The following is a 25,012-nucleotide window of genomic DNA, read 5'->3' as shown; positions in this document are numbered from 1 at the left end:
CTGGATCAGCATTTACGGGTAGACCGAACCATGCAGAGCAATAAAGTCGTCATCACTGGTATTGGCATCATCTCATCGCTAGGCGAAGGGCTAGATGCGCATTGGAACGCTTTTTCAAAGGCTGGTTCTGAACCCCGCCTCGAAAAAGAAGCCTTTGCGCCTTACACAGTTCATCCGCTGGGCGAAGTCGATTGGGGTTTACAGATCCCTAAGCGTGGCGACCAGCGCCAGATGGAGACATGGCAGCGGCTTGGCACCTATGCGGCAGGTCTCGCGCTCGACGATGCTGGCATGAAGGACGACGAAGCGCTCTGCGCCAGCATGGATATGATTGTGGGCGCTGGTGGCGGCGAACGCGATATCACCGTCGATATGCAGATTCTCGAGGAAGGACGCACCAGTAACAATCGCGGTGTGATGCTCAATGAGAAACTTTCGACCGAGCTGCGCCCTACCCTGTTTCTGGCCCAGCTTTCCAATTTGCTCGCTGGTAATATCTCCATCGTACACAAGGTGACTGGCTCATCGCGTACTTTCATGGGCGAAGAAGGTTCGGGCATTTCAGCGATTGAAACCGCGGCAGCGCGTATTCGCTCAGGTCAGAGCACACATGCGCTGGTTGGCGGATCATATAATTCCGAACATTTCGACATGATTCTTGGTCATGAGCTTGGTGGATTGCTCAAGCATGACGGCTGGACATCGCTTTGGGACCGTGAAGGCTCAGCAGGTGGCGGCATGATTTCCGGCTCAGGCGGCGTATTCCTTGTGCTTGAAAGCGCAGAACATGCACAAAAGCGCGGTGCGCGCGCCTATGCAGAAATCGCGAATATCGAAAGCGCGCAGGTTCGCCGCGATGCAGCCGATCTCGCAAAGACGGTGCGTGAACTCGTTCTCGCTGCTAATGGCGGGAAAGAGCCTGTATATGTAGTTTCGGGTGCCTCTGGCGCACATGAAGCGACGGCTGCCGAAAAAGCTGCTCTTGAAGATATTTCCGCAGCCTATCGCGGCATTTCCGGTCTGACCGGTCATTTGCGCGAAGCACAGTTTCCGCTCGCACTCGCACTCGCAGCCATTTCCGTCTGGAAAGGCGAAGCTTTTGCGCCGTGCAACGCCTCGGAAAAGGCTGTTGACGGGACTGTAAGCGAGGCCATTGTCACAACCATCGGCGCAACACGCGCTGAAGGTGCCGCAAAGCTGGTGAGAGCATAAGATGACCAAATATACAGACCATCTCGGCCGTCCAATCGTTGCCATCACAGGTGCTGGCGTTGTGTCTTCGCTCGGACAGGGCAAGAAGGACAACTGGACGGCGCTTACCAGCGGACGTTCTGGCATTCATGAAATCACCCGTTTTCCAACGGATAGCCTGAAAACACGCTTCTCTGGCACAGTCGATTTTCTGCCTGAAAGCAATGTCGGCTCTTCCGCTCTGTCTGAGGCGCTCGCGCGTCTTGCAGGTGAAGAAGCGCTTGCACAGTCCGGCTTTTCGGTCAGCGATTTTGGTGGTCCGCTTTTCCTCGCCGCCCCTCCGGTTGAACTCGACTGGAAAAGCCGCTTTGCGCTCGATGCAAGCATCAAGGATGAAGGCCCGGCCAGCTATCAGCTTCTGCTGAAAGCATGCCGTCGTGCGCGTCAGCAAGAACTCTTCAATACAACGCAGTTTGGCTATATCGCTGAACGGCTGTCGGAAGCCTTCGGCACACGCGGCCTGCCAGTAACGCTGTCGACCGCATGTGCTTCGGGCGCAACGGCTATCCAGCTCGGTGTTGAAGCCATTCGCCGTGGCGAAAGCGACCGCGTTCTGTCGATTGGTACGGACGGTTCTGTATCGGCTGAATCGCTCATCCGCTTTTCACTGCTCTCAGCGCTTTCAACGCAGAACGACAAACCTGAAAAGGCTTCCAAACCCTTCTCAAAGGATCGCGATGGTTTTGCGATGGCTGAGGGTTCAGGCGCGCTGGTCATGGAATCGCTTGAAAGCGCCATGGCACGCGGTGCAAAGGTGCTCGGCATTCTCGCTGGTTGTGGTGAAAAGGCTGACGATTTCCATCGCACCCGCTCAAAGCCAGACGCGTCACCTGCGATTGGCACGGTGCGCGCAGCACTTGCCGATGCTGGCCTGACCGAAGATCAGCTTTCCTATGTCAATGCACATGGCACTTCGACGCCTGAAAATGACAAGATGGAATATCTTGCGCTTTCGACCGTATTTGGTGAGCAGCTTTCTTCGATCCCGGTTTCGTCCAACAAGTCGATGATTGGTCACACATTGACCGCAGCCGGTGCGATTGAAGCCGTGTTCTCGCTGCTAACGATTGAAACTGGCACTCTGCCTCCAACGATCAATTACGACCATGCGGACCCGGCAATTCCGCTGGATGTTGTGCCGAATGTGAAGCGCGAGCAACAAGTTTCTACCGTGCTTTCCAACTCATTTGGCTTTGGTGGACAAAACACAAGTCTTGTTTTAACGGCCAATCCGAATTAATCGGACACAGACCTATAAACTCTTCGGTAATCCCGGTCAGCGAAATGCTCTCCGGGATTATGTCTTGAAAAGGATAATTTCATGCGCGCCTTGCAACTTCTCGACGATCGTCGTCTCGAAATGACCGACATTGCTCCGCCAGCTACTCCCGGCAATGGCGAAGTGACAGTCCGGATCAAGGCCGTTGCACTCAACCATATCGACGTATGGGGCTGGCGCGGCATGGCATTTGCCAAGCGCAAAATGCCACTGGTGATCGGTGCGGAAGCTTCTGGCGTTGTCGATGCAATCGGCCCGGGCGTATCCAATGTTCTGCCGGGTCAGCTTGTTTCGATCTATGGTGCTCGCACCTGTGGTCTCTGCAAAGCCTGCCGTGAAGGTCGCGATAATCTCTGTGAACACGTCGGCGGCGTTCATGGCTTCCATCTTGATGGCTTTGCGTGTGAGGCTGTCAATCTGCCAGCTCGCTTGCTGGTTCCAGCACCTCCCGGCGTTGACGCAATTGGTGCAGCGGTTGCTCCTGTTACTTTTGGTACAGTCGAGCATATGCTGTTTGACAATGCGAAACTTCAGCCGGGCGAAACTGTTCTGGTTCAAGCCGGTGGTTCGGGTATCGGTACGGCCGCTATCCAGCTTGCCAAGAAAATGGGCTGCACGGTCATCACCACGGTTGGTTCTGACGACAAGATCGAAAAGGCCAAGGCACTCGGTGCCGATCATGTCATCAACTATCGTGTTGACCGCTTTGAAGGTGTTGTGCGTAAACTCACCAAGAAGAAGGGCGTTGACGTTGTGTTTGAGCATGTTGGCGCCGACACATGGGCCGGCTCGATGCTTTGCATGAAGCGCGGCGCGCGTCTCGTCACCTGTGGTTCGACTTCGGGTGTTTCAACCAACATGAACCTGATGCAGCTTTTCCAGCAGCAGCTTAAAATCCTCGGCTCTTTTGGTTGCCGCATGGAAAACATGGCTGACGCGATGCAGAAAATGGCGCAGGGCGTTGTTCATCCGGTCATCGATACTATCGTGGGCTTTGATGACATCGGCACTGCCTTGAAGCGCATGGAAGGCCGCGACGTGTTCGGTAAGATCGTGTTGCAGATCGACTAAGCATTCGATGTTCAAGTTCAAGCTTCTTCTCTTCAAATGGTCGCGTAAGCTCAAGCAGTTCAACTATTGGCTTTGGGCGCAGGCTGTGTTCGTGACGCTGGCGCTGTTGCGTCTGCTGCCAGCCAAAAGCGCGATCCGATTTTCGGCATGGTTTGCGCGCAAGGTCGGGCCACTTACTCCACGGCACAAAGTTGCAACCAACAATCTGCGTCATGCCTATCCAGAGAAGAGCGACGCCGAAATTGAAGCAATCGCCATAGAGATGTGGGATTCGATGGCGCGTCTTTTCGCGGAATATATTTTCCTTGATGCGATCTTCGATTTCGATCCCCACGCGACGGAACCGGGCCTGATCGAAGTTGACGGCATTCCGATTTTCGAGCGCTTGCGTGATGAAACAAAGCCGCATATCTTCTTCACTGCACATACTGGAAATTTCGAGCTTCTGCCGATTTGTGCCGGTACGTTTGGCCTTGATGTAACTGCCCTCTTCCGCCCGCCGAACAATCCCTATATTGCGAAAACCGTTCTCAAAGCGCGCAAGACCAATATGGGTCACCTGGTGCCTTCCAAGGCCGGAGCTGCATGGTCGCTGGCACGCGTTCTGGATAATGGTGGCAATGTTGGCATGCTGGTCGATCAGAAGTTCCAGCGCGGCGTGCCTTCAACCTTCTTTGATCGTCCGGTAAAGACCAATCCTCTGCTCGCCAAGCTTGCGCGTCAGTATGATTGCGATGTTTATCCGGCGCGCTGCATTCGCCTTCCCGGTGGTCGCTATCGGCTTGAGCTGAAAGAGCGCATGGAACTGCCGCGCGACGAAAAAGGCGAGATCGACATTGCCGCAACCGCGCAGCTTCTCAACGACACCGTTGAGGAATGGGTGCGCGAATATCCGGGCCAGTGGATGTGGTTCCACAAGCGCTGGGGTTAAACTCAATATCTGCGTTCGGTCAAAACTGGCCGGGCGCATTTTTATTTTATGATGTGAAAACATCCTGCCAGGGAGACAAACATGCGTCCTATCGCAATCGCCCCATCCATTCTGTCCGCAGACTTTGCGCGTCTGGGTGAAGAAGTCGATGCCGTGCTCGAAGCCGGTGCTGACTGGGTTCATATCGACGTTATGGACGGCCATTTCGTGCCAAACATCACGTTTGGCCCGCAGGTCGTCAAAGCAATTCGTCCACGCACTCAGGCTTTCTTTGACACCCATCTGATGATTGCCCCATGCGATCTGTATCTGGAAGCTTTCGCCGATGCAGGCTGTGACCTGATAACGGTTCATGCAGAAGCTGGCGCACACACGCACCGTTCGCTGCAGAACATTCGCGCACTCGGCAAAAAATCCGGTCTGGCACTTAACCCGGCGACACCTGTTGAAGCACTGACCAACGTCATTGATGATGTTGATCTCGTGCTCATCATGACAGTCAATCCGGGCTTTGGTGGCCAGAAATTCATCGCACCTATGCTTGATAAGATCAAACGCGTGCGCGAGATGATTGGCGACCGCCCGATTGACATTGAAGTGGATGGTGGCATTACGCCAGAAACTGCAGGTCTCGTTGTCGCCGCCGGTGCCAATATTCTCGTTGCGGGTTCTGCTGTTTACAAAGGCAACTCTGTTGAGAGCTATGCCGCCAACATCAAAGCTATTCGCGAAGCAGCAGAAGCTGCGCGATAATAGACTTTTCCGGGGTTATGTGCGTTGAGCGGCGCCTCAGGCTCTGCTAAACAGCGCACATTCCCTTTACCCAAGACCTGCAGCCCGGCAGACGGGCCGCCAAAACAGGATATGCCCATGATCCCGCGCTATTCCCGACCAGAAATGGTCGCCATCTGGTCTCCCGAAACCAAATTCCGCATCTGGTTTGAAATTGAGGCCTATGCATGTGAGGCGCTTGCCGAACTCGGCGTCATTCCAAAGGAAGCCGCAAAGACCATTTGGGAAAAGGGTGACGCTGCGAAATTCGACGTCGCGCGCATCGATGAAATCGAAGCTGTTACCAAGCATGACGTTATCGCGTTCCTGACCCATCTTGCCGAATTTATCGGCCCTGACAGCCGTTTCGTGCATCAGGGCATGACCTCGTCGGATGTGCTTGATACCACGCTCAATGTGCAGCTCGTTCGCGCCGCTGATCTGCTTCTTGCTGGTTTGGACCGCGTGCTTGCAGCGCTCAAAACACGTGCATTTGAACACAAGGACACAGTTCGCATTGGCCGCAGTCATGGCATCCATGCTGAACCAACCACAATGGGCCTGACCTTTGCGCGTTTCTACGCCGAAATGCTACGCAACCGCGCGCGTCTCATCGCAGCACGTGCAGAAATCGCAACCGGTGCCGTATCCGGTGCTGTTGGCACGTTCGCCAATATCGACCCACGCGTTGAAGAATATGTCTGCGAAAAGCTTGGTCTGGAAGCAGAGCCAGTTTCAACGCAGGTCATCCCGCGCGACCGCCATGCCATGTTCTTTGCGACGCTCGGCGTTATCGCTTCGTCGATTGAAAATGTTGCAATCGAAATCCGTCACATGCAGCGCACAGAAGTTCTGGAAGCAGAAGAATTCTTCTCGCCAGGACAGAAGGGTTCTTCGGCAATGCCACACAAGCGCAACCCTGTTTTGACCGAAAACCTGACCGGCCTCGCCCGTCTGGTTCGTATGTCGGTTGTGCCTGCAATGGAAAACGTCGCTCTCTGGCATGAACGCGACATTTCGCATTCAAGCGTTGAGCGCGCAATTGGACCAGACACCACCATCACACTCGACTTCGCGCTGAACCGTCTGGCTGGCGTTGTCGAAAAGCTGGTTATTTACCCGGAAAATATGCTCAAGAACATGAACAAGTTCCGTGGTCTGGTGCATTCGCAGCGCGTTCTGCTGGCGCTTACACAGGCTGGTGTTTCGCGTGAAGATTCCTACCGCCTCGTGCAGCGCAATGCGATGAAGGTCTGGGAACAGGGTGCAGACTTCCTCGAAGAACTGCTGGCTGATCAGGAAGTGCGTGCTGCGCTTTCAGAAGAGCAGATCCGCGAGAAGTTCGACCTCGGCTATCACACGAAGCATGTGGATACGATTTTCAAGCGCGTCTTCGGTTGAGATTTAGGCTCTGGCGTTGATAAAATGAGTCCGAAAAAAGCCCCGTGTTTCTGTAAACATGGGGCTTTTTATTATTTCGGATTAGACGCTCTTTTTGATCGTATTGATCAAATTACCCCATGGGTCTTCAAAGACGTGGTTATTACCGCCACGCGTGTCTTCCATTTCAACCCATGCAAGGCCAGTTCGGTCCTTGTCACGCAAGCCAGCGCCTGAACTCTGCCACGCGTTAGCACCGATATGGTGGTGATAACCGCCGGTCGATAAGAACACAGCCTTATCGCCATAGGTCTGCACGGTATTAAAGCCCAGTTCCTTGTTCCAGAAATCTTCCGCATCTTTGGCATTGCCAACGCGCAAGTGAACATGGCCGACTACCGTATTCTGCGGCGCGCCAGTCCACTCGCCACCTTCGCGCTTTCCGGTTTCGAGCAGATCGCCAACATCAAGCGCTTCTGTGCCCATGACCACGCGATCACCATTCCACTGCCATGTCTTATGTGGGCGATCAGAATAGATTTCGATGCCATTGCCTTCAGGATCGGTCAGATAAATCGCTTCGCTAACATTATGATCAGATGCACCGGCGACGGGCAGCTGCTTATCGATAGCGCGGCGTGACCAGCGCGCCAGATCGCCACGCGTCGGTAGCAAGAAAGCCGTGTGATAAAGACCAGCGCTGCGCGGATCATCTGCTTTAGCTGCTGAAAACTGCTCGATTTCCATCAGTTCACGGTCACCAGCACCAAGCACAATCGAAGCGCCACGGCGGGTCATTTCGCGCAAGCCCACCACATCGCGATAATACTCAGCCAGCGTCTCCGCATCGCGCGCCTTCAAACCAATGCGCGCCACCCGGACAGGTGTCGTCATTGCAAAAGGTAAAGGAGCAGCTTTGGCTGACTGCTCGCCAGCAACTTTGTTTAATGTCTCGGTCATTTCATTCTCCTTCGACGGCGTCTCAGCGCGCGCGGAAAGCATACTGCTCATCACGGCAGCCCCTGCAGAACCCAATATCTTTCTTCTGCTCATGGCCATGGCCGGGTATCCTCTCCGTTGTTTTCTTCCCGCTAAAGATCACAATTTAGAGAGCATTCCACAAGACAGCGTTCAGCGAACAAGCTGTTCATCATTTGGATCATCTGCGTTGCGACATCAGCGCTATAGCCTAGCTTGAAGATGAGTTGAAACGGCTCTAAATAGGGATCATGAAAGTCAAAGATTCCGATATTCTCATCATTCCCGGTTACACCAATTCCGGCCCTGATCACTGGCAGACCCGCTGGGAGAGCAAGCTCTCGACGGCGCGACGTGTTGAACAGGCCGAATGGTCGAAGCCCGTCAAAGACGATTGGGTAGCGGAGCTGGTTAAAGCCGCTAATGAAGCGACAAAGCCAATCGTGCTTGTTGCGCATTCGCTTGGCGTTGCAACGGCACTCCATGCCATTCCGCACATTCAGCATAAGGTTGCGGGTGCATTCTTTGTTGCCCCGCCTGACGTCTCGAATGACAAAATCAGACCCAAGCACCTGATGACATTTGGCCCTTATCCGCGCGAACGTCTGCCGTTTCCAACCATTGCCGTTGTCAGTCGCAACGATCCGTTCTCAAGCTTTGAGGCCGCAGAAGAAGTGGTGAAGGATTGGGGGGCATTGCTGATTGATGCTGGTGATGCGGGGCATATCAACTCAGAATCAGGTCATGGGCCGTGGCCAGAAGGTTCTATGGTATTTGCTGAGTTTATGACTAAACTTGAACCGCCGAAATCACATTAAAACAATATGTTAGATAAGTTTCTGATGAAATAGATTCAGATCAGCTTAAGAAACGGCAGATAAAATATCTGCCGCTTTATTTTTTAAGCGCGAATTGCATCAACGAGCGTTTTGGCACCAAGGCGCATATAGCCGCCGTCACTAGCGAGAGTTAAAAACTGAAAGCCGAGCGGCATGTAGCGGCGTGCAAATTCTGCTGTCGGCGAGTAGATTCCAGCGAATTTACCTGCGGCAGCTGCCTTGCGTGCAATCTTGGTGATCGGCTCAATGATGGCGTCTGAATCCGGGTTGGCTTCGCGGCCGTTGCTCCATGCAATCGAGAAATCCGCAGGGCCAACAAAAACGCCATCAATGCCGCGGACATCGAGAATCGCATCCAGCGCATCATAGGCATCGCGTGTTTCAATCATCGCGAAAGCCAGCGTTTCCTGATTTGCGGTAACGAGATAATCGTTTGAGCCAGGCGTGCCGTAATCGGCATTGGCGCGGAAAACGCCCCATGAACGCTCGCCAATCGGCGGATACTTCATTGAAGCGGAAAATTTACGCGCATCTTCGACCGAATTGATCATGGGAGCAATGACTGCCTGTGCGCCAAAATCGAGTGCCCGGCTCGCCATATCGAAGCGTCCGACAGGAATGCGAACCACTGGTGGTTTGCCCGCATTCAGGATAAGCCCAAGGCTGCGCAGCACACTTTGCTCATCATGCCCGCCATGCTGCATATCAAGCGTTACCGCGTCAAAAGCGCTATGCGCCAACACTTCTACAGTAAGTGGTTCCGGCAATGACGACCATGCCGATAGAACAGTTTCTCCGGCACGAAGACGCGAAGACAATGACATGCTTATTCCCCTGCATTACAAAAACGAAGGGCGGAAACGCTGTCTGTTTATTTTAACGCGCATCTTATCCCGAAAACCGGTTCCCACTTTTCGGGATGCGCTATCAGCATTTCCGCTCTTTATTACCAGTTAGTCTTTCTGAACTTGCTGGATCGCTTCCTCAAGGAAAGCGAACATCTTTTCGCGAATGGTCTCATCCGTAACGCTCACGCTGGCGGCATCAAAATCGGCACGCAACTTGCGGAAAACGTCTTCATCGCCTGCTTCTTCAAAGTCAGCGGCAACAACTTCACGCGCATAGGCGTCTGCATCCGCATCGTGCTTACCGAGAAGCTCTGCTGCCCAAAGGCCAAGAATCTTATTGCGGCGGGCTTCGGCCTTGAAGCGCAGTTCAGCATCGAGTGCGAATTTGCTTTCAAAAGCGTTGCGGCGATCGTCCATGCCAGTGGCCATTCATAGAACTCCCAAGCTGTTAACTTATATGAGATCGTCAACCGTTCTCTTGCCTAAAGCTGGCAAGGGGCGCAAGATTATACAAGAGCCAAAAGTCACTTTCTTGATTTATCTGGCTCTGAAACGCTTAAAACGGGGGAACGGGTACAAAGCAGGATTGTTAAAAGCCCACAATTGCTATACGTAGCCCGCGAGAATAGCGGCAAATGCCGATCATCACATTTTTTGGAAATCCGAGAAAAGCCATGAACCGTCGCCGCCGTATTTACGAGGGCAAGGCCAAGATTCTTTATGAAGGCCCTGAACCCGGTACTCTTGTCCAGTTCTTCAAAGATGACGCAACCGCGTTCAACGCGAAGAAGCATGAAGTTGTTGACGGAAAAGGCGTGTTGAACAACCGCATTTCTGAGCACATTTTCACGCAGCTCAACCGTATTGGTATTCCGACTCACTTTATCCGCCGCCTCAACATGCGAGAGCAGCTGATCAAGGAAGTCGAAATCATTCCGCTTGAAGTCGTTGTCCGTAACGTTGCGGCAGGTTCGCTGTCGACGCGCCTCGGCATCGAAGAAGGCACTGTCCTGCCGCGCTCGATCATCGAGTTCTATTACAAGGCAGATGCTCTCAACGACCCCATGGTCACGGAAGAACATATCACTGCTTTTGGCTGGGCCAGCCCTGCGGAAATCGACGACATTATGGCTCTCGCCATCCGCGTCAACGACTTCCTTACAGGCCTGTTCCTTGGCATCGGCATCCAGCTTGTTGATTTCAAGATGGAATGCGGACGTCTGTTTGAAGGCGACATGATGCGTATCGTTGTCGCTGACGAAATTTCGCCAGACTCAGCGCGTCTTTGGGATATCAACACCAATGACAAGCTCGATAAGGACCGCTTCCGCCGCGATATGGGCGGACTGGTTGAGGCCTATCAGGAAGTGGCACGTCGTCTCGGCATCATGAACGAGAACGAAACGCCCCGTCCTTCCGGCCCTACGCTTGTGAAGTAAAATCCGCACAGCCCGGAACGAAAGTTACCGGGCTGTTTTCATTTGGCTAAGTAAATCAGGAACTACTCAGTGATTAAGGCACGCGTCACCGTTACACTTAAAAACGGCGTTCTCGACCCGCAGGGCAAAGCTATTGTCGGCGCGCTCGGCAGCCTGAATTTCGAAGGCGTCAACTCTGTCCGTCAGGGCAAGGTCTTCGATCTCGAAGTCGAAGGCTCGGACAAGGCTAAAGCTGAAGCCGAAATCAAAGCCATGTGCGAGAAGCTGCTCGCCAACACGGTTATTGAAGACTACGCAATCGTCATCGCCTGACGCGCTGCGCTCAGCGGGTATTTTTTGCGCGCTTTCAGATCGCACGACGCGCTCTGAAGCCCTCAGATTCAAAGAGACATAAAACGCCATGAAAGCAGCAGTCGTTCTTCTCCCCGGCCTCAACCGTGACCGCGACATGATTGCAGCCGTCACCAAGATTTCCGGTCAGGTACCAATCACCGTCTGGCAGACAGATACATCCATCCCTGATGATGTTGATCTTATTCTGATCCCCGGCGGCTTTTCCTATGGTGACTATCTGCGTTGCGGTGCGATTGCAGCACGTATGCCAATCATGCAGGCTATTCGTGAGAAAGCCGACAAAGGCGTGATGGTTATCGGCGTTTGCAACGGCTTCCAGATTCTCGTCGAAGCAGGAATGTTGCCGGGCGCGCTGATGCGCAATACTTCGCTGAAATTTGTCTGCCGCGAAGTGAAGCTCGAAGTGAGCAACGCTAACACGTCCTTCACCCGCAGCTATCAGCCGGGCCAGATCATTCGTTGCCCAGTCGCGCATCATGACGGCAATTACTTTGCCGATGCGGAAACATTGAAGCGCATCGAAGGTGAAGGTCAGGTTGTATTCCGCTATGCGGAAGGCACCAACCCGAACGGTTCGGTCAATGATATTGCCGGTATCGTCAATGCACGCGGCAATGTTCTCGGCATGATGCCGCATCCTGAAAACCTGATTGAAGATGCGCATGGCGGCAATGATGGCCGTGCACTTTTTGCAGGCGCATTGGGAATTGCTGCTTAAAAAGGAATACTCAAATTAAATTTTAAAAACGGCCTTTGTCAAAAAGCGAAGGCCGTTTTTTTATTACACCTCTAATGACCAATTCCATTTACGCACCAGATGCAAGCGACTAGCGCAACCTGTAAATTCGTGGCAGCTTGGGTATTGCATACTTCCTGCGGCAACCGAATCGGGGAACTATAACGATGCAATTATATTCACGCCCACTCTCCCCCTATTCCGCTTTTGTACGTGGTGTTCTTTATCTCAAGGAACTTCCGTTCAAACCGATCAGCCTTCCTTATCCGTTTCCGGCGGATTTCAGCCATGTGACGCCGCTTAAGCGCGTACCCGTGCTGATCACTGGTTCCGGCGAAACGCTGTTTGAGGCAGCGGTCATCGCGGAATATCTGGAAGATCATTTCCCAAAAACGCCTGTCCTGCCCGGAACCCCACGCGAGCGCGCATTGATCCGGCTCTTGGCACGCGTAGCTGAACTCGACGTACTCGGCCCAGCCATGAAGCTAATGATTCTGCTGAGCAAACCTGAGAAAGATGCAGCGTCCATTGATCGCCTCTTTGCCAAGCTTCGCATGGGCTTGAGCGTTGTGGAGTCACGTCTAACGGATCATGATTTCGCGCTCTCGGATGCGCCAACCCTCGCCGACGCTTGGCTTGTACCAATTCGCTTCCTAATGGAGCCGCTCAAAAAGCTTTCCGGCAAGAGCGATTTGCTGGATGCTTACCCCAAATTTGACACATATGCTGTGAAAGCAAATCAGGATCCGGTCTTTGAGCTTGTCACGAATGAAATGAGTGACGGGCTAAAGGCATTCATGCCTCAACTCGCCTGAGTTAAAAAATTCAAAAAGCGTATCCGATGAGGATACGCTTTTAACATTCTTTCTATACGTTTTGAGCAAGATGCGCATTAGCTATCATCGTCAAAGCGTCCCCATGGAGTCCTCCTTGAAGAATAAGACCATCGCGCTTGCAGCACTGTCTGCGCTTGCATTTCTTGCGGCCTGTGCACCGAAGCCTTCGCCTCGCCCAGCTTCAGCAAATGTCAGCAAAGCAGCCCTTGCAACAATGGAGCGCATTGCTGTGGGTGCCAATAATTGCTGGTTTAAATCCAAGGATAAAGACTTCCGTGGCTATGCTTTTGCGCCAGAACTGAACTCTTTCACCGGACGCCCACGCATGTTGGTGGTGCCTGCACGTAATCTTGCGGGACGCCCGCTGCTTGTTGTGCAAGCAGAAGGCAATCCAGCGCGGATTGAAGCCTTTGGACCAATGATGCAGCAGGCGCACAGCAGCCGTATCAGCGCCGATATTAATCGCTGGGCATCTGGCCAAAAAGACTGCGGCTAGGGCGAGTTATCGAATATGGAAGCGCACTTTACGTGCTTCCATATCGGCAGCACTGCGCGAAAGCCCAATATCCTTAAGCTGCTCATCGGTGAGATCCATCAAATTAATACGGCTGCGACGTAACATTGCGCGGTGAGAAAACCACGACGTAAATCTCTGCCAGACAGACCGCGTGTTCGCAGGAACTTCACGCTCAACAGCCTGAATTGTATCAATTGTATCGATTTCGTCGTACTTAATCGGGACGAATGTCATCGCAAAACGCCTTATTGCTGCGTGTATTCTTCGCTTTGCATCAATTCGATGCGCTGAAGCGTAAATACAATTGACTCAAATATCGATACAATGCTTATATTGTAACCATGACAAATTGGCTTCCCGATCTTTCCGGCAAATCTGGCCCGCTCTATCTTCAGCTTGCTGATGCGATTGAAGACGCGATCGCAAACAATTCATTGCCAGCGGGAGAGAAACTGCCACCACAGCGCAATCTCGCCTTCGATCTGAAGGTGACAATTGGTACAATCGGCCGAGCTTATGCGCTTGCGCACGAGCGCGGGCTCGTGACGGGTGAAGTCGGGCGCGGGACATATGTGCTTGGCAAGACTGGCAGCCAAACTGCAACAGCCCCTTATTCAAGCGACGGTATTGCGGGAACGCGCATTCAGGATGCTCCGGCAGACAAGGGGCGCTTTGACACGACTGCTGCGCCAGATGTCGGACAAAATGCTATCCTTGAGCCGCTGATTACATCGGTTATTCGCAAGTATCCGCATGAGGTCGTCAACTACACGCGACATTTCCCACAACATTGGCTCGAGGCCGGTCGGCAATGGCTTAATCAGGAAAATGCTCCTGCCGATGCCAGCAATATTGTCATCACCAATGGCGCACATGCCGGTGCCGTCGCTGCAATCACAGCCTTTACCTCGCCCGGCGATCGTATTGTTTTTGAAGAACTGACTTACACACAGATAAGCCGGTCCGTGAAAATTGCCGGACGACGCGTGGCAATCGCCGCGAGTGACGAATACGGCATGATCCCAGACGAATTCGAGCGGATTTGCAACCAGCAACACCCCACAATGGCATTTCTCATGCCAAGCATTCATAATCCAACGCTTGCGACCATGCCATATGAACGCCGGGTGGCTATCGCCAATATCGCAGCACGGCACAATGTCTGGCTTATTGAAGACGACACCTATGGGGTTATGACGCGGTCAAATATCCCCAAAATTGCTGATATTGCGCCCGAACGCACATTTCTTTTGGGCAGCCTTTCAAAGGCTGTAACAGCTGGCTTGCGTTGCGGATGGGCGGCCTGCCCGCCGCATTGCGCGCAGCGCTTACGCGTAACGCACAAACTCATGACTGGCGGCGTTTCATTTTTGCTAGCAGAAACAACGGCGCAGATGGTGCTTTCCGGTCAGGCAAGCGCTCTGCTGGATAAATGTTCCGCTGAAATTGAATGGCGCGAACAACTGGCCCGCAGAATCTTTGCAGGCTATGACTTTGTATCGTCACCCCACGTTCCAATCCTCTGGCTGAAACTGCCTGAGCCGTGGCTAGCCAGCACTTTTAAAGCAGCAGCCTATGAAAACGGCTTACTGATTGATGATGAAGACGAGTTCAAAGCCGGGCGGATTGAGCGTAATTATCATCGCGTTCGCATTGCTTTTTCCTCACCGACAGACCGCAACGACATCGAAAATGGCTTCACAACTTTGCGGCAATTGCTGGAAAATGGTCAGGTGGGCTATGAGGGTAGCATTTGAGCCGGGAAATCGGCATTTTCCTGTCGCGCTTCGGGCAGAGTTAGGTTAAAGAGGCCCCTTGAAACCTTAGGTGTCCGCCCTTCGGCAGAAGTTTCCGGGTACCGCAGCCTGCGACGGGGTCCCTCATCTCGATGACTATTTCCAATAAGCGCGATATCACGCCTGAACTTATCCAAGCTCACGGCCTGAAGCCCGACGAATATCAGCGAATTCTCGACCTGATCGGGCGCGAACCAAGCTTCACCGAACTTGGCATTTTCTCGGCCATGTGGAACGAACATTGTTCCTACAAGTCGTCGAAGAAGTGGCTCCGTACACTTCCTACCACGGGCCCACGCGTCATTCAGGGACCGGGCGAAAATGCCGGTGTCGTGGACATTGGCGATGGCGACTGTGTCGTCTTCAAGATGGAAAGCCACAACCATCCGTCTTACATCGAGCCTTATCAGGGCGCTGCAACTGGTGTTGGCGGCATTCTGCGTGACGTATTCACGATGGGCGCACGTCCGATTGCGGCCATGAATGCACTGCGCTTTGGCGAGCCTGACCATCCAAAGACCCGTCATCTGGTATCTGGTGTTGTTTCCGGTGTTGGCGGTTATGGCAATGCTTTCGGCGTTCCGACCGTTGGCGGCGAAGTGAATTTCGACAAGCGCTACAATGGCAATATCCTCGTCAATGCATTTGCTGCGGGTCTTGCCAAGCATGACGGCATCTTCCTGTCTGAAGCCAAGGGCGTTGGTCTGCCGGTTGTCTATCTTGGCGCCAAGACCGGCCGTGACGGTGTTGGCGGTGCCACAATGGCATCGGCTGAATTCGACGAATCGATTGAAGAAAAGCGCCCGACCGTTCAGGTTGGCGATCCATTTACTGAAAAGTGCCTTCTTGAAGCCTGCCTTGAACTGATGGCTTCAGGCGCGGTTATCGCCATTCAGGATATGGGCGCGGCGGGTCTTACATGCTCTGCTGTTGAAATGGGTGCCAAGGGCGATCTCGGTATCGAACTCATCCTCGACCATGTTCCGGTTCGCGAAGCAAACATGACAGCCTATGAAATGATGCTGTCTGAAAGCCAGGAGCGTATGCTCATGGTTCTCAAGCCTGAAATGGAAGAAGAAGCGCAGGCGATCTTCCGCAAGTGGGGCCTTGATTTCGCAATCGTTGGCAAGACCACGGATGATCTCAGGTTCCGCGTCATTCATCAGGGCGAAGAAGTCGCCAATCTGCCGATCAAGGAACTCGGTGACGAGGCTCCTGAATATGATCGTCCGTGGATGGAACCGGGCAAGCATGCGCCGCTGCCAGCAGCCAATGTGTCGCAGGTTGAAGACTATTCGGATGCGCTTCTCAAGCTTATCGGCTCACCGGATGGCTCATCTCGCCGCTGGGTTTATGAACAATATGATACGCTCATTCAGGGCAATTCATTGCAGCTTCCGGGCGGTGATGCTGGTGTGGTCCGGGTCGAAGGCCATCCAACCAAGGCACTCGCTTTCTCGTCGGACGTAACGCCGCGCTATTGCGAAGCGGATCCTTTCGAAGGTGGCAAGCAGGCAGTTGCCGAATGCTGGCGCAACATTACTGCAACCGGTGCTGAGCCACTTGCTTCCACTGACAATCTGAACTTCGGCAATCCTGAAAAGCCGGAAATCATGGGGCAGCTTGTCAAAGCTATCGAAGGTATCGGCGAAGCCTGCCGTGCGCTCGACTTCCCAATCGTTTCGGGCAACGTCTCGCTTTACAACGAAACCAATGGTCAGGCGATCTTGCCAACTCCGACCATTGCAGGCGTTGGCCTCATCCCTGACTGGTCGCAGATGGCCAAAATCGGCGGCATGCAGGATGGCGATACGCTGGTTCTGCTCGGTGGCGACGGCTCACATCTTGGCCAGTCGGTCTATCTGCGCGATCTGTTTGACCGTGCTGACGGCCCTGCTCCGACGGTTGATCTTGCGCTTGAAAAGCGTAACGGCGAATTCGTTCGTTCGGCGATCCGCAATGGTCAGGTCACTGCCTGTCACGATCTTTCCGATGGCGGCCTTGCAGTTGCGGTTGCTGAAATGGCAATCAAGTCCGGCAAGGGTGCAACGCTTGATGCAGGCGATGGCCTGCCACACGCAGTGCTGTTTGGTGAAGATCAGGCGCGTTACGTGGTAGCTGCGACGCCAGAAATGGCAAACCTGATTGCTTTGAATGCAGAAGGCGCAGGAATCGCTTTCCGCAAACTGGGAACAGTAGGCGGTGACCGTCTGAAATTCGGTGCCATTGTTGATGTTGCAGTCAGCGACCTCAACAACGCTTTTGAAGGATGGTTTCCGGGCTTCATGAGTGGCGAGGCTGCCGTCGACAACTAATCGTTTTCGGTTAAAACGGCTATCAAAAGACGCCCGAACAGTAATCCTGCTTCGGGCGTTTGCTTGTCGGCGATTTAAAAGTTAGACAGTTGAAGATTGACGTATCAGGATGATGCGTTACGATTCTATAATATTAAAAAGCCTAAAAACGGCAGGAGACTTTGCATGGCTATGGACGCTCATGAGATCGAAAAACTGATACGCGAAGGTATTCCCGGCGCAAAGGTTACGATCCGCGACCTTGCCGGAGACGGAGATCATTATGCCGCCGAAGTGGTTGCGGAAAGCTTCCGCGGCAAGTCGCGCGTGCAGCAGCACCAGATGGTTTATGATGCGCTGAAGGGCAACATGGGCGGCGTACTTCATGCGCTCGCACTCCAAACCAGCGTGCCTGAGTAAATAAACAATGCAGCCTGTGTTTGTCTGACATATTTGAATACAGGCTGCGGCAAGATGCTACCCCCGATATAGCGCGGTCTCTCGCTAATTTGTCTTGATTTCACCTTGAGAGGGTGATTACCAAAGCTCAGCTTACTATATTGGGGCAGAAGCTCTCCCTACGCGGGCCGGGATTTGAACCGGCATCCTGAAAGGAATTGAAATGACCGGAATCAACGATTTCATCGACAATGAAGTAAAGACCAACGACGTCGTGCTGTTCATGAAAGGCACACCAGGTTTCCCACAGTGTGGTTTCTCCGGTCAGGTCGTGCAGATTCTCGATTATCTCGGCGTGGATTATAAGGGCGTCAACGTTTTGGCTTCCGATGAAATCCGTCAGGGCATCAAGGATTACTCCAACTGGCCAACCGTTCCTCAGCTCTACGTAAAGGGCGAGTTCATTGGCGGTTGCGACATCGTGCGCGAAATGTTCCAGTCGAACGAATTACAGACACTTTTTAGCGATAAAGGTATTGCTACTAAGGCAGCTTAAAGATTAATTACCGTAGTTCGGCTTTTGCCTCAGCATTTTTCGAAAGGCGCCGTAAAATGGCGCCTTTTATATTGCGCGAAATATCACACATAACTGGCTATTTTAATTGTCTGGCCTATTTTCAAAGCTCTGTCTACGGCAACGCCTGCATTTTTACCTGTGCGTTGCTTGATCAAGGAATAAACAATGCCGCTCGATATTCATAAGAGTTCGTCCAACCAACAGACGTCTGTACGTCCGCGTGGCGAATTCATTGCGCTTATTGCAGCAATCATGGCAATCAACGCACTTGCCGTGGACATTATGTTGCCCGGCTTGCCGCAAATCGGTGCGAGCCTTGGTGTTCTTTCCGAAAATCATGCGCAATATGTGATTACCGCATATTTGCTGGGATTTGGCGTATCGCAGCTATTTTACGGTCCATTGAGCGACCGTTTTGGCCGTCGTGCACCTCTTTTTGTCGGTTTGGCAATCTACATTCTGGCGGCAATTGGCGCTGCTTTTGTGACCGATTTTACAACGCTGATCATCCTGCGTGTGCTGCAAGGTCTGGGGGCGGCAGCGACGCGCGTAATTGCGGTTTCGGTTGTACGTGATCGCTTTGCAGGTCGCCAAATGGCAGAAGTCATGTCGCTTGTCATGATGATTTTCATGATCCTGCCGGTGATCGCACCTGCCACGGGTCAGCTAATCATGCTGTTTGGCGAATGGCACCTAATCTTCCTATCGATGGCCATTATGGCGGCGGTTGTTGCAGTCTGGGCTTATATCCGCTTGCCAGAAACCCTGCCCGTTGACCATCGGCGTCCATTGACCGTGAAAAGCATCATCGGTGGTTTTGGCATCGTCTTGTCTAACCGCGTTGCCCTTTTCTACATGCTCGGAACATCGTTCATTCTCGGCGCTCTGTTTGGTTACATCAATTCAGCGCAGCAGATTTTTGTCGATATTTATAAGCTGGGCACAATGTTCCCGCTGGCTTTTGCAGCGGTTGCGATGACACTTGCACTCGCATCTTTCCTTAATTCGCGCCTTGTCGGTCGCTATGGGATGCGTCGCATATCGCAGACAATGCTGCTGGTATTTGTCAGCTTCAGCCTGCTTTGGGTTGTCTTATCTCTGAGTTTTACCGGCCCTGTACCATTCTGGCTGCTCATGATCATCTACATGACGATCATGTTCTCGTTCAGCTTGATAACATCAAACTTCAATTCGCTGGCCATGGAGCCACTTGGTGAAGTCGCAGGCACTGCATCGTCTGTTCTGGGCTTTGCACAGACAGTTATCGGCGCAGCATTGGGTGCTGCAATTGGTCAGGCCTTTGACGGAACAACAACACCCGTTGCAGCGGGTTATTGCGTGCTAGGGTTCATTTCCTTCATCTGCGTGATCATCGCCGAGCGCGGTAAATTATTCAAACCGCACAACAAACCAGTCTGATAAAAAAGCCCACAAAAAATGCCGAATTATAAAATGCGGCATTTTTTAATTTTTCTTTTCAGCATGTCGTTATCGGATCGAAGCGGGATCAGAAATCAGTCCTGTGGACTGATTTCCCCGCGAAGGCGGTTCACACTTTTCCGCGACATGCTTTAGCGGGCTTCTTTCTATTCTGCAAAGAGCGTTTGATGAATTGCTTTCCAGCTTTCTTTGTCCGGAGCTACCAGCAAACCGCCACCTACATGCGAAGGCAGGTACGGGCTTTCATCCCAGCGGGCGAGATAGCCACCAGCTTCCTGATGAATGAGTGCACCCGGGAGATGATCCCAAGGCATCAGCTTATTGTAGCAAGCGAAATGCGCGCCGCCAGTCGCAATGATGCGATATTCATGCGCCGCACAGCGATAGCCGATCTGCGACAGAAATTTCGTGTGATTGCGTGCGAGGCGCGAGCGGATTGGCTCCTGCGTATATTGCCATGACACAGAACCCGTCATCTGCGAAATATCCGCAGGTGCCGCGACCTTCACAGAACTTGTCGAGCCATTGGCATAGCGAATGTGCGCGCCGCCGCCCTTAGAAGCGAGTATCCAGTCCTTGCCCACCGGATCATAGATAATACCTGCAACAGTCTCTCCTTTTACGACAACCGCCAGCATCACGCCGAAAAGTGGGACGCCAGATGCAAAATTGAAGGTGCCGTCGACGGGATCGATGGTGAATGCGAGGTCTGCTTCACCCAAACCGTTGAGCAAAGTTTCATCATCGGAACAAGCTTCTTCGCCGACGATCAGCGCAGTGGGAAAACGTTCTTTAAGATGCGCAGTGATAAAGCGCTCCGCATTCACATCGGCTTCGGTAACCAAATCAGCAGCGGAAGTCTTTTGACGAATATCGCCCTGGCCCAATTGCCGAAACCGCGGCATGATTTCCGCATTGGCGGCTTCTGCCAAAAGCTCAGCCAGCCAATCAATCTGTTTTTCTTCAAACTGCACGATCAGTCTCCACCTCAGAATTGGTCATCAAACCAGCAAAATCAAACAAATTACGATCAAGCAGATGGCTTGGGCGCACATTGGTCATGGCGCGGATCATTGTATCTTTACGACCCGGCATCCGCTTTTCAATGTCGGAAAGCATCGCCTTCATCGCATTGCGCTGCAAACCTTCCTGACTGCCGCACAGATCGCACGGAATGATCGGAAATTGCATAGCGTTTGCGAATTTTTCCATATCGTCCTCCGCTACGTAGGCAAGCGGGCGGAAAAGCATAAGATCGCCTTCATCGTTCAGAAGCTTTGGCGGCATGGCAGCCAAACGGCCACCATGGAACAGGTTCATGAAGAAGGTTTCGAGAATATCTTCGCGGTGATGGCCAAGTACGATTGCCGAGCAGCCTTCCTCACGCGCGATCCGGTAAAGGTTGCCTCGACGCAGACGTGAGCAGAGCGAGCAGTATGTGCTGTTCTCAGGAAGCTTTTCAGTGACGATCGAATAGGTATCCTTATATTCGATGCGATGCTCGATCCCATAACGGCTCAAGAATTCTGGCAGAATATGCTTCGGGAAATTCGGCTGCCCCTGATCGAGATTGACGGCCAGCAATTCCACCGGCAGCAGACCGCGCCACTTGAGATCAAGCAGCAGTGCCAGAAGCCCATAAGAATCTTTGCCACCAGACAAGCAAACCATCCAGCGCTCCCGAGGCAAACCTTCATTGGGTTTCACCATGGCAAAGTCGTCTATCGCCTGACGTGTCAGTCGCAGCAAGCGCTTGCGCAGCTTATTGAATTCGACAGTTGCCGGAACGTCGCGGAAGAGCGGATGGCAACCATCGAGACTGGCATCTTCTGCGATATTGAGATCGAGAGCGTTCATGGTGTTTTCCGCGAACATGAGAGAGATTGAGATTTAGAGAATTTCCTGTTTAGATTGAATCGTGGGAAATACTCTATCTCTTTGTTTTTACGCGCATCTTACTCCGAAAACCGCTTTCGCACTTTTCAGAATGCGCTCTACATACAAAAAAGCCGCCCTTGGGGAAACCAAGGGCGGCCATTTATTTGTCGTTCGTAAGCCAGAAGCTCAGAATTAACGCGAATAATATTCGACGACGAGGTTTGGTTCCATCTGAACAGCGTATGGAACGTCGCCGAGAACTGGAACGCGTGCGAAGGTCGCAACCATCTTGTTGTGATCAACTTCAACGTAATCAGGAACATCGCGTTCTGCGAGCGCAACAGCTTCGAGAACGATCACGAGCTGCTTCGACTTTTCGCGAACTTCAACAACGTCACCAGCCTTGAGGCGGAACGACTGAATGTTGACGCGACGGCCGTTTACATTAATGTGGCCGTGGTTGATGAACTGGCGTGCAGCGAAGATCGTTGGAACGAACTTTGCGCGGTACACAACAGCATCCAGACGCGATTCGAGCAGGCCGATGAGGTTTTCACCGGTATCGCCCTTGCGGCGAGCTGCTTCGTCGTATGTCTTACGGAACTGCTTTTCCGAGATATCGCCGTAGAAGCCCTTGAGCTTCTGCTTTGCGCGGAGCTGTACACCGAAGTCGGAAAGCTTGCCCTTACGGCGCTGACCGTGCTGGCCTGGGCCATATTCACGACGGTTTACAGGGGACTTTGGGCGACCCCAGATATTTTCACCAAGACGGCGGTCAATTTTGTACTTGGAAGATTCGCGCTTGCTCATCACATTTCCTAAAGAGTTAAAGCGCCTTGCGGCGCAGACAGGAAACGCGCCCTCCTCTGCCTCTGATTCAGGGACTGACAGAATGAAGCGCGCAGCTGCGATCTACATTCACGGGACACGTCAAATGAAACGCCGGAACGATTAAGCTCCAGCGATGGCGGCTTTTAGTCATTGGAGTGTCGTCTTGTCAAGACAAAAGCCCACTTTTGAGCCATTTGGCTATATATAACGCTGTGCCATCAAGCGTGAAGGAACGGCAGGCGATGCTTAAACATTAGACAATGCAGCTTGCTGACAAAAGAGGTAAATATGGCCATTTCCTTCGCTTTCCCTCAAAAGGCGTTCATTATTGGAGCTCTCACCGCGTGCATCATACTGCTACCCGGCGAAAGTTTTAGGGAGGCGAAAGCTGAAAGCTTCATTGAAAGAGTATTGAGCGGGAGTAACAAGCACACGCATGCACAAAAACGCTTTACGAAAAAACGTACGAACCGGAAGACTCAGCCCCAAAGCCCTCCCGTAATAAGCGCTGTTCCGATTCCTACCCCGTCGCCTCGACGGGAAGAAGGAAAAGAACCAGTTGAGGCACAGTCTACACCTACGCAAACTGAAACTACGCCTCTGCCAGAAAAAAAACCGGAGAAGCCGGCCGGGATAACCAACCCAGAGAGCGCTAAACCTGATTCCAAAAAGCCTGAACGCATCTATCAGGTGTCGTGTCCGGCACTGATGACCGGAGATGTGGAAGGGAAACTTCTGCCACCCATTGAAGATGGATCGCAATGCAGTGCACGCTCGCCGCTTTCACTCACAGCAATTGGTAAAGTCGAACCTTTAAAGTTTGCAAATCCCATTACAACCAATTGCGCCATGGCGGTCACACTGGCTCAATGGGCTGGTGACGTCAAAAGTGCCGCTCAAAACGTCTATGGAAATGACATTAAAATAACAGAAATCGGCACCGGGTCAGATTATCAGTGCCGCAACGTCAATGGCGCATCAGAAGGCCGCGTTTCAGAACATGCTTTCGCCAATGCGCTTGATATTATGTCGTTCACATTTTCTGATGGTTCCAAAACCGAACTCGAAAGTGGCTGGAACGGGTCGGAAAAAGAAAAGAAATTCTGGCGTGCTGTGCATGGCGCAAGCTGCAAGCTTTTCATGACGGTTATCGGGCCAGAAGGCGATGCAGCTCATCTGACCAACATGCATCTTGATCAGGGTTGCCACGGCAAATCCTGCCTTGCTCAAATCTGCCAGTGATATATTCTGTGCCTACCAAGATAAGACATAATTAATTCCAACGAGATTTATAATAATATTGCCATTATCGATTTTGCTCGTCGCAGTTTGCACAGAGCCTTTCAAAGGAACGATCCATGAAATCGACCCGAATCATACTTTTTGCAATTTTGGCATTTGGCGTCACAGGTGCCGCCTGCGCTGATACGGTTCCGAAGCGCTCCAAGGACTTCACAGGCAATTATCAAACACTGGTGAAAGACCAACAGGCATCACCCCAAATTGCGGGCTGCATTGCATCTGCTTACGATTATGTGAAAAATAGCAAAAAGTATGATCGTCTCGGCTTCACGAAAGACGATATTGCCAACGCAACCACAAACGAAAAATCATCGAAATTCAGTGCTAAAGACGGCCGGAAAGTATCAGCCATTATTTCAGTGCCAGGTGAAGCACGCAACAAAGCTGGAGGCTGGGACGGTATTTCAGTTCGTTGCGGCATTACTTCCGGCAAGCTGAAAGCGATTGAGATTGTGGCGACCAAAGCCATAAAATAGAACTATTGTGGAGCGACTGACTTTTATCAGTCGCTTTTCTTATCATCTACATGTTCCGGAAGACCTTTGTGCTTAGTCTCCGCAAAGTCTTCCAATTCCTTTTCGCTCATGGATTCGTACATCTCTTTGGAAGCGCCGATTAACTCGCTCTTTTTGATTTCACCGCGTTTGGCGGAAAGTGCGGCACCAGCTGCTTTTTGCTGAGCTTTCGATTTGGCTGGCATGTTCCTTCTCCTCTATTGGCAAGAAGAACGAAAAACGGCTTATCTGGTTCCCTAAAAGTTCACAGCTTTGTCGAAACGCGAACGGGCATCGCGCATCTGCTCGCGGTTTCTCACGGCCCACTGCCCCAACACATCTATCGGCACCGCCAGCGAATGGCCGAGCTCGGTTAGCGAATACTCCACTTCCGGCGGCGACGTTGGACGGACGTGACGCGCCACAAGCCCATCACGTTCAAGCGAACGCAAAGTGACAGTGAGCATCCTTTGAGAGATGCCTTCAATCGAGCGTCGCAAGGCATTGAAACGCATTGATCCCACCTGCAAATTGAAAACAACTAGAATGCTCCATGTGTCGCCCACGCGGTCCAGCACTTCACGGATAGGGCATGATCCATCCCCGTCTGAATCAGGCCGAAAGGCGGCGGTAGATGATAATAACGGCGCGATGGCATTTGGTTCGTTTGTATTCTTCATTTTGATCTTCAGCTAAGCGCAATGCTTTTTCCCTTGGCGGTCCTGCCCAAAGCGCGGTTACTTCCATGTAACTTGAACATGAATAAGTGCG

28 protein-coding genes are annotated in these 25,012 nt (G+C 52.4%); 19 read left to right on the top strand and 9 right to left on the bottom strand.

From position 1 onward, the window contains the following. Positions 1 to 30 precede the first annotated feature (30 nt). The 6 genes from RI570_RS10790 to purB all read left to right on the top strand — a co-directional run bounded on the left by RI570_RS10790 (position 31) and on the right by purB (position 6,704). A complete protein-coding gene (locus RI570_RS10790) occupies positions 31 to 1,212 on the top strand; it encodes a beta-ketoacyl-ACP synthase (protein WP_313828631.1) in 1,182 nt (393 codons plus the stop codon). 1 nt (position 1,213) lies between these two features. Further along, the gene (locus RI570_RS10785) at positions 1,214 to 2,491 is read left to right on the top strand and encodes a beta-ketoacyl-ACP synthase (RefSeq protein ID WP_313828405.1); all 1,278 of its coding nucleotides are present in this window, start codon (positions 1,214 to 1,216) and stop codon (positions 2,489 to 2,491) included. A gap of 81 nt (positions 2,492 to 2,572) precedes the next feature. Then, positions 2,573 to 3,601, top strand: a complete 1,029-nt coding sequence (locus tag RI570_RS10780) for a zinc-binding dehydrogenase (RefSeq protein ID WP_313828404.1) — start codon at positions 2,573 to 2,575, stop codon at positions 3,599 to 3,601. A gap of 7 nt (positions 3,602 to 3,608) precedes the next feature. Beyond that, on the top strand, positions 3,609 to 4,532 hold the full coding sequence (locus tag RI570_RS10775; protein WP_313828403.1) for a lipid A biosynthesis lauroyl acyltransferase: 924 nt from the start codon (positions 3,609 to 3,611) through the stop codon (positions 4,530 to 4,532). Positions 4,533 to 4,613: 81 nt separating this feature from the next. Further along, the gene (rpe, locus tag RI570_RS10770) at positions 4,614 to 5,285 is read left to right on the top strand and encodes a ribulose-phosphate 3-epimerase (protein ID WP_313828402.1); all 672 of its coding nucleotides are present in this window, start codon (positions 4,614 to 4,616) and stop codon (positions 5,283 to 5,285) included. 117 nt (positions 5,286 to 5,402) lie between these two features. Continuing rightward, positions 5,403 to 6,704, top strand: a complete 1,302-nt coding sequence (gene purB / locus RI570_RS10765) for an adenylosuccinate lyase (protein WP_313828401.1) — start codon at positions 5,403 to 5,405, stop codon at positions 6,702 to 6,704. Between the two features lie 81 nt (positions 6,705 to 6,785). Here purB and RI570_RS10760 read toward each other — a convergent pair whose 3' ends face one another. Further along, entirely contained in the window at positions 6,786 to 7,742 is a 957-nt protein-coding gene (locus tag RI570_RS10760; protein ID WP_409558637.1) for a VOC family protein, read from the bottom strand. A gap of 170 nt (positions 7,743 to 7,912) precedes the next feature. On the opposite strand from RI570_RS10760, the gene RI570_RS10755 reads away from it, so the two are divergent. Then, on the top strand, positions 7,913 to 8,479 hold the full coding sequence (locus RI570_RS10755; RefSeq protein WP_313828399.1) for an alpha/beta hydrolase: 567 nt from the start codon (positions 7,913 to 7,915) through the stop codon (positions 8,477 to 8,479). An 83-nt stretch (positions 8,480 to 8,562) separates the two neighbouring features. Here the strand turns inward: RI570_RS10755 and RI570_RS10750 are convergent, their stop codons facing one another. After that, positions 8,563 to 9,330, bottom strand: coding sequence for an HpcH/HpaI aldolase/citrate lyase family protein (locus RI570_RS10750; RefSeq protein WP_313828630.1), 768 nt, complete (start codon positions 9,328 to 9,330; stop codon positions 8,563 to 8,565). Between the two features lie 123 nt (positions 9,331 to 9,453). After that, positions 9,454 to 9,777, bottom strand: coding sequence for a DUF1476 domain-containing protein (locus tag RI570_RS10745; protein WP_250039684.1), 324 nt, complete (start codon positions 9,775 to 9,777; stop codon positions 9,454 to 9,456). 245 nt (positions 9,778 to 10,022) lie between these two features. Here RI570_RS10745 and purC point away from each other — a divergent pair, with 245 nt between their 5' ends. From purC to RI570_RS10720, 5 genes are all read left to right on the top strand, one after another. Next, positions 10,023 to 10,787 carry a phosphoribosylaminoimidazolesuccinocarboxamide synthase gene (purC, locus tag RI570_RS10740; RefSeq protein ID WP_250039682.1) on the top strand — a complete coding sequence of 255 codons (765 nt, stop codon included), beginning with the start codon at positions 10,023 to 10,025 and terminating at the stop codon, positions 10,785 to 10,787. A gap of 69 nt (positions 10,788 to 10,856) precedes the next feature. Next, positions 10,857 to 11,099: a phosphoribosylformylglycinamidine synthase subunit PurS gene (purS, locus tag RI570_RS10735; RefSeq protein ID WP_250039681.1), complete on the top strand. Its 243-nt coding sequence runs from the start codon at positions 10,857 to 10,859 to the stop codon at positions 11,097 to 11,099. Between the two features lie 88 nt (positions 11,100 to 11,187). Continuing rightward, positions 11,188 to 11,859 carry a phosphoribosylformylglycinamidine synthase subunit PurQ gene (purQ, locus tag RI570_RS10730; RefSeq protein WP_313828397.1) on the top strand — a complete coding sequence of 224 codons (672 nt, stop codon included), beginning with the start codon at positions 11,188 to 11,190 and terminating at the stop codon, positions 11,857 to 11,859. A 185-nt stretch (positions 11,860 to 12,044) separates the two neighbouring features. Then, on the top strand, positions 12,045 to 12,692 hold the full coding sequence (locus RI570_RS10725) for a glutathione S-transferase family protein (RefSeq protein ID WP_313828396.1): 648 nt from the start codon (positions 12,045 to 12,047) through the stop codon (positions 12,690 to 12,692). 115 nt (positions 12,693 to 12,807) lie between these two features. Next, entirely contained in the window at positions 12,808 to 13,209 is a 402-nt protein-coding gene (locus tag RI570_RS10720) for a hypothetical protein (RefSeq protein WP_310010398.1), read from the top strand. A gap of 6 nt (positions 13,210 to 13,215) precedes the next feature. Here RI570_RS10720 and RI570_RS10715 read toward each other — a convergent pair whose 3' ends face one another. Then, a complete protein-coding gene (locus RI570_RS10715; protein WP_313828395.1) occupies positions 13,216 to 13,464 on the bottom strand; it encodes a DUF1127 domain-containing protein in 249 nt (82 codons plus the stop codon). Positions 13,465 to 13,571: 107 nt separating this feature from the next. On the opposite strand from RI570_RS10715, the gene RI570_RS10710 reads away from it, so the two are divergent. The 5 genes from RI570_RS10710 (at position 13,572) to RI570_RS10690 (ending at position 19,715) form a co-directional block, all read left to right on the top strand. After that, the gene (locus RI570_RS10710) at positions 13,572 to 14,987 is read left to right on the top strand and encodes a PLP-dependent aminotransferase family protein (protein ID WP_313828393.1); all 1,416 of its coding nucleotides are present in this window, start codon (positions 13,572 to 13,574) and stop codon (positions 14,985 to 14,987) included. A 131-nt stretch (positions 14,988 to 15,118) separates the two neighbouring features. Continuing rightward, positions 15,119 to 17,341 carry a phosphoribosylformylglycinamidine synthase subunit PurL gene (gene purL / locus RI570_RS10705; RefSeq protein ID WP_313828392.1) on the top strand — a complete coding sequence of 741 codons (2,223 nt, stop codon included), beginning with the start codon at positions 15,119 to 15,121 and terminating at the stop codon, positions 17,339 to 17,341. Between the two features lie 165 nt (positions 17,342 to 17,506). Continuing rightward, on the top strand, positions 17,507 to 17,740 hold the full coding sequence (locus RI570_RS10700) for a BolA/IbaG family iron-sulfur metabolism protein (protein ID WP_007874594.1): 234 nt from the start codon (positions 17,507 to 17,509) through the stop codon (positions 17,738 to 17,740). 202 nt (positions 17,741 to 17,942) lie between these two features. Then, complete coding sequence (gene grxD / locus RI570_RS10695) at positions 17,943 to 18,275, top strand: Grx4 family monothiol glutaredoxin (RefSeq protein ID WP_313828391.1); 333 nt, start codon at positions 17,943 to 17,945, stop codon at positions 18,273 to 18,275. Between the two features lie 186 nt (positions 18,276 to 18,461). Next, positions 18,462 to 19,715, top strand: coding sequence for a multidrug effflux MFS transporter (locus RI570_RS10690; RefSeq protein ID WP_313828390.1), 1,254 nt, complete (start codon positions 18,462 to 18,464; stop codon positions 19,713 to 19,715). Positions 19,716 to 19,882: 167 nt separating this feature from the next. Here the strand turns inward: RI570_RS10690 and RI570_RS10685 are convergent, their stop codons facing one another. From RI570_RS10685 to rpsD, 3 genes are all read right to left on the bottom strand, one after another. Next, positions 19,883 to 20,710 carry an inositol monophosphatase family protein gene (locus RI570_RS10685; protein WP_313828388.1) on the bottom strand — a complete coding sequence of 276 codons (828 nt, stop codon included), beginning with the start codon at positions 20,708 to 20,710 and terminating at the stop codon, positions 19,883 to 19,885. After that, positions 20,700 to 21,593, bottom strand: coding sequence for a tRNA 2-thiocytidine(32) synthetase TtcA (gene ttcA, locus RI570_RS10680; RefSeq protein ID WP_313828387.1), 894 nt, complete (start codon positions 21,591 to 21,593; stop codon positions 20,700 to 20,702). The genes RI570_RS10685 and ttcA overlap by 11 nt, the downstream gene beginning before the upstream one ends. Before the next feature lie 213 nt (positions 21,594 to 21,806). Further along, a complete protein-coding gene (gene rpsD / locus RI570_RS10675) occupies positions 21,807 to 22,424 on the bottom strand; it encodes a 30S ribosomal protein S4 (protein ID WP_313828385.1) in 618 nt (205 codons plus the stop codon). Between the two features lie 309 nt (positions 22,425 to 22,733). Between rpsD and RI570_RS10670 the strand changes: the two genes are divergently transcribed. Next, positions 22,734 to 23,687: an extensin family protein gene (locus tag RI570_RS10670; protein ID WP_313828384.1), complete on the top strand. Its 954-nt coding sequence runs from the start codon at positions 22,734 to 22,736 to the stop codon at positions 23,685 to 23,687. 116 nt (positions 23,688 to 23,803) lie between these two features. Beyond that, positions 23,804 to 24,223, top strand: a complete 420-nt coding sequence (gene bspC / locus RI570_RS10665; protein ID WP_313828382.1) for a type IV secretion system effector BspC — start codon at positions 23,804 to 23,806, stop codon at positions 24,221 to 24,223. Positions 24,224 to 24,249: 26 nt separating this feature from the next. On the opposite strand, the gene RI570_RS10660 is transcribed toward bspC, so the two are convergent. Together RI570_RS10660 and RI570_RS10655 are read right to left on the bottom strand one after the other, a co-directional pair. After that, positions 24,250 to 24,447, bottom strand: coding sequence for a DUF3008 family protein (locus tag RI570_RS10660; RefSeq protein ID WP_313828381.1), 198 nt, complete (start codon positions 24,445 to 24,447; stop codon positions 24,250 to 24,252). A gap of 51 nt (positions 24,448 to 24,498) precedes the next feature. Next, positions 24,499 to 24,921: a helix-turn-helix domain-containing protein gene (locus RI570_RS10655; protein ID WP_313828380.1), complete on the bottom strand. Its 423-nt coding sequence runs from the start codon at positions 24,919 to 24,921 to the stop codon at positions 24,499 to 24,501. Positions 24,922 to 25,012: the final 91 nt, after the last annotated feature.

The sequence above is a fragment of the Brucella pseudogrignonensis genome, from assembly GCF_032190615.1.
Classification (GTDB): domain Bacteria; phylum Pseudomonadota; class Alphaproteobacteria; order Rhizobiales; family Rhizobiaceae; genus Brucella; species Brucella pseudogrignonensis_B.
Note: the sequence above shows the minus strand (reverse complement) of the source record. Positions and strands in the feature narration are given on the sequence as shown.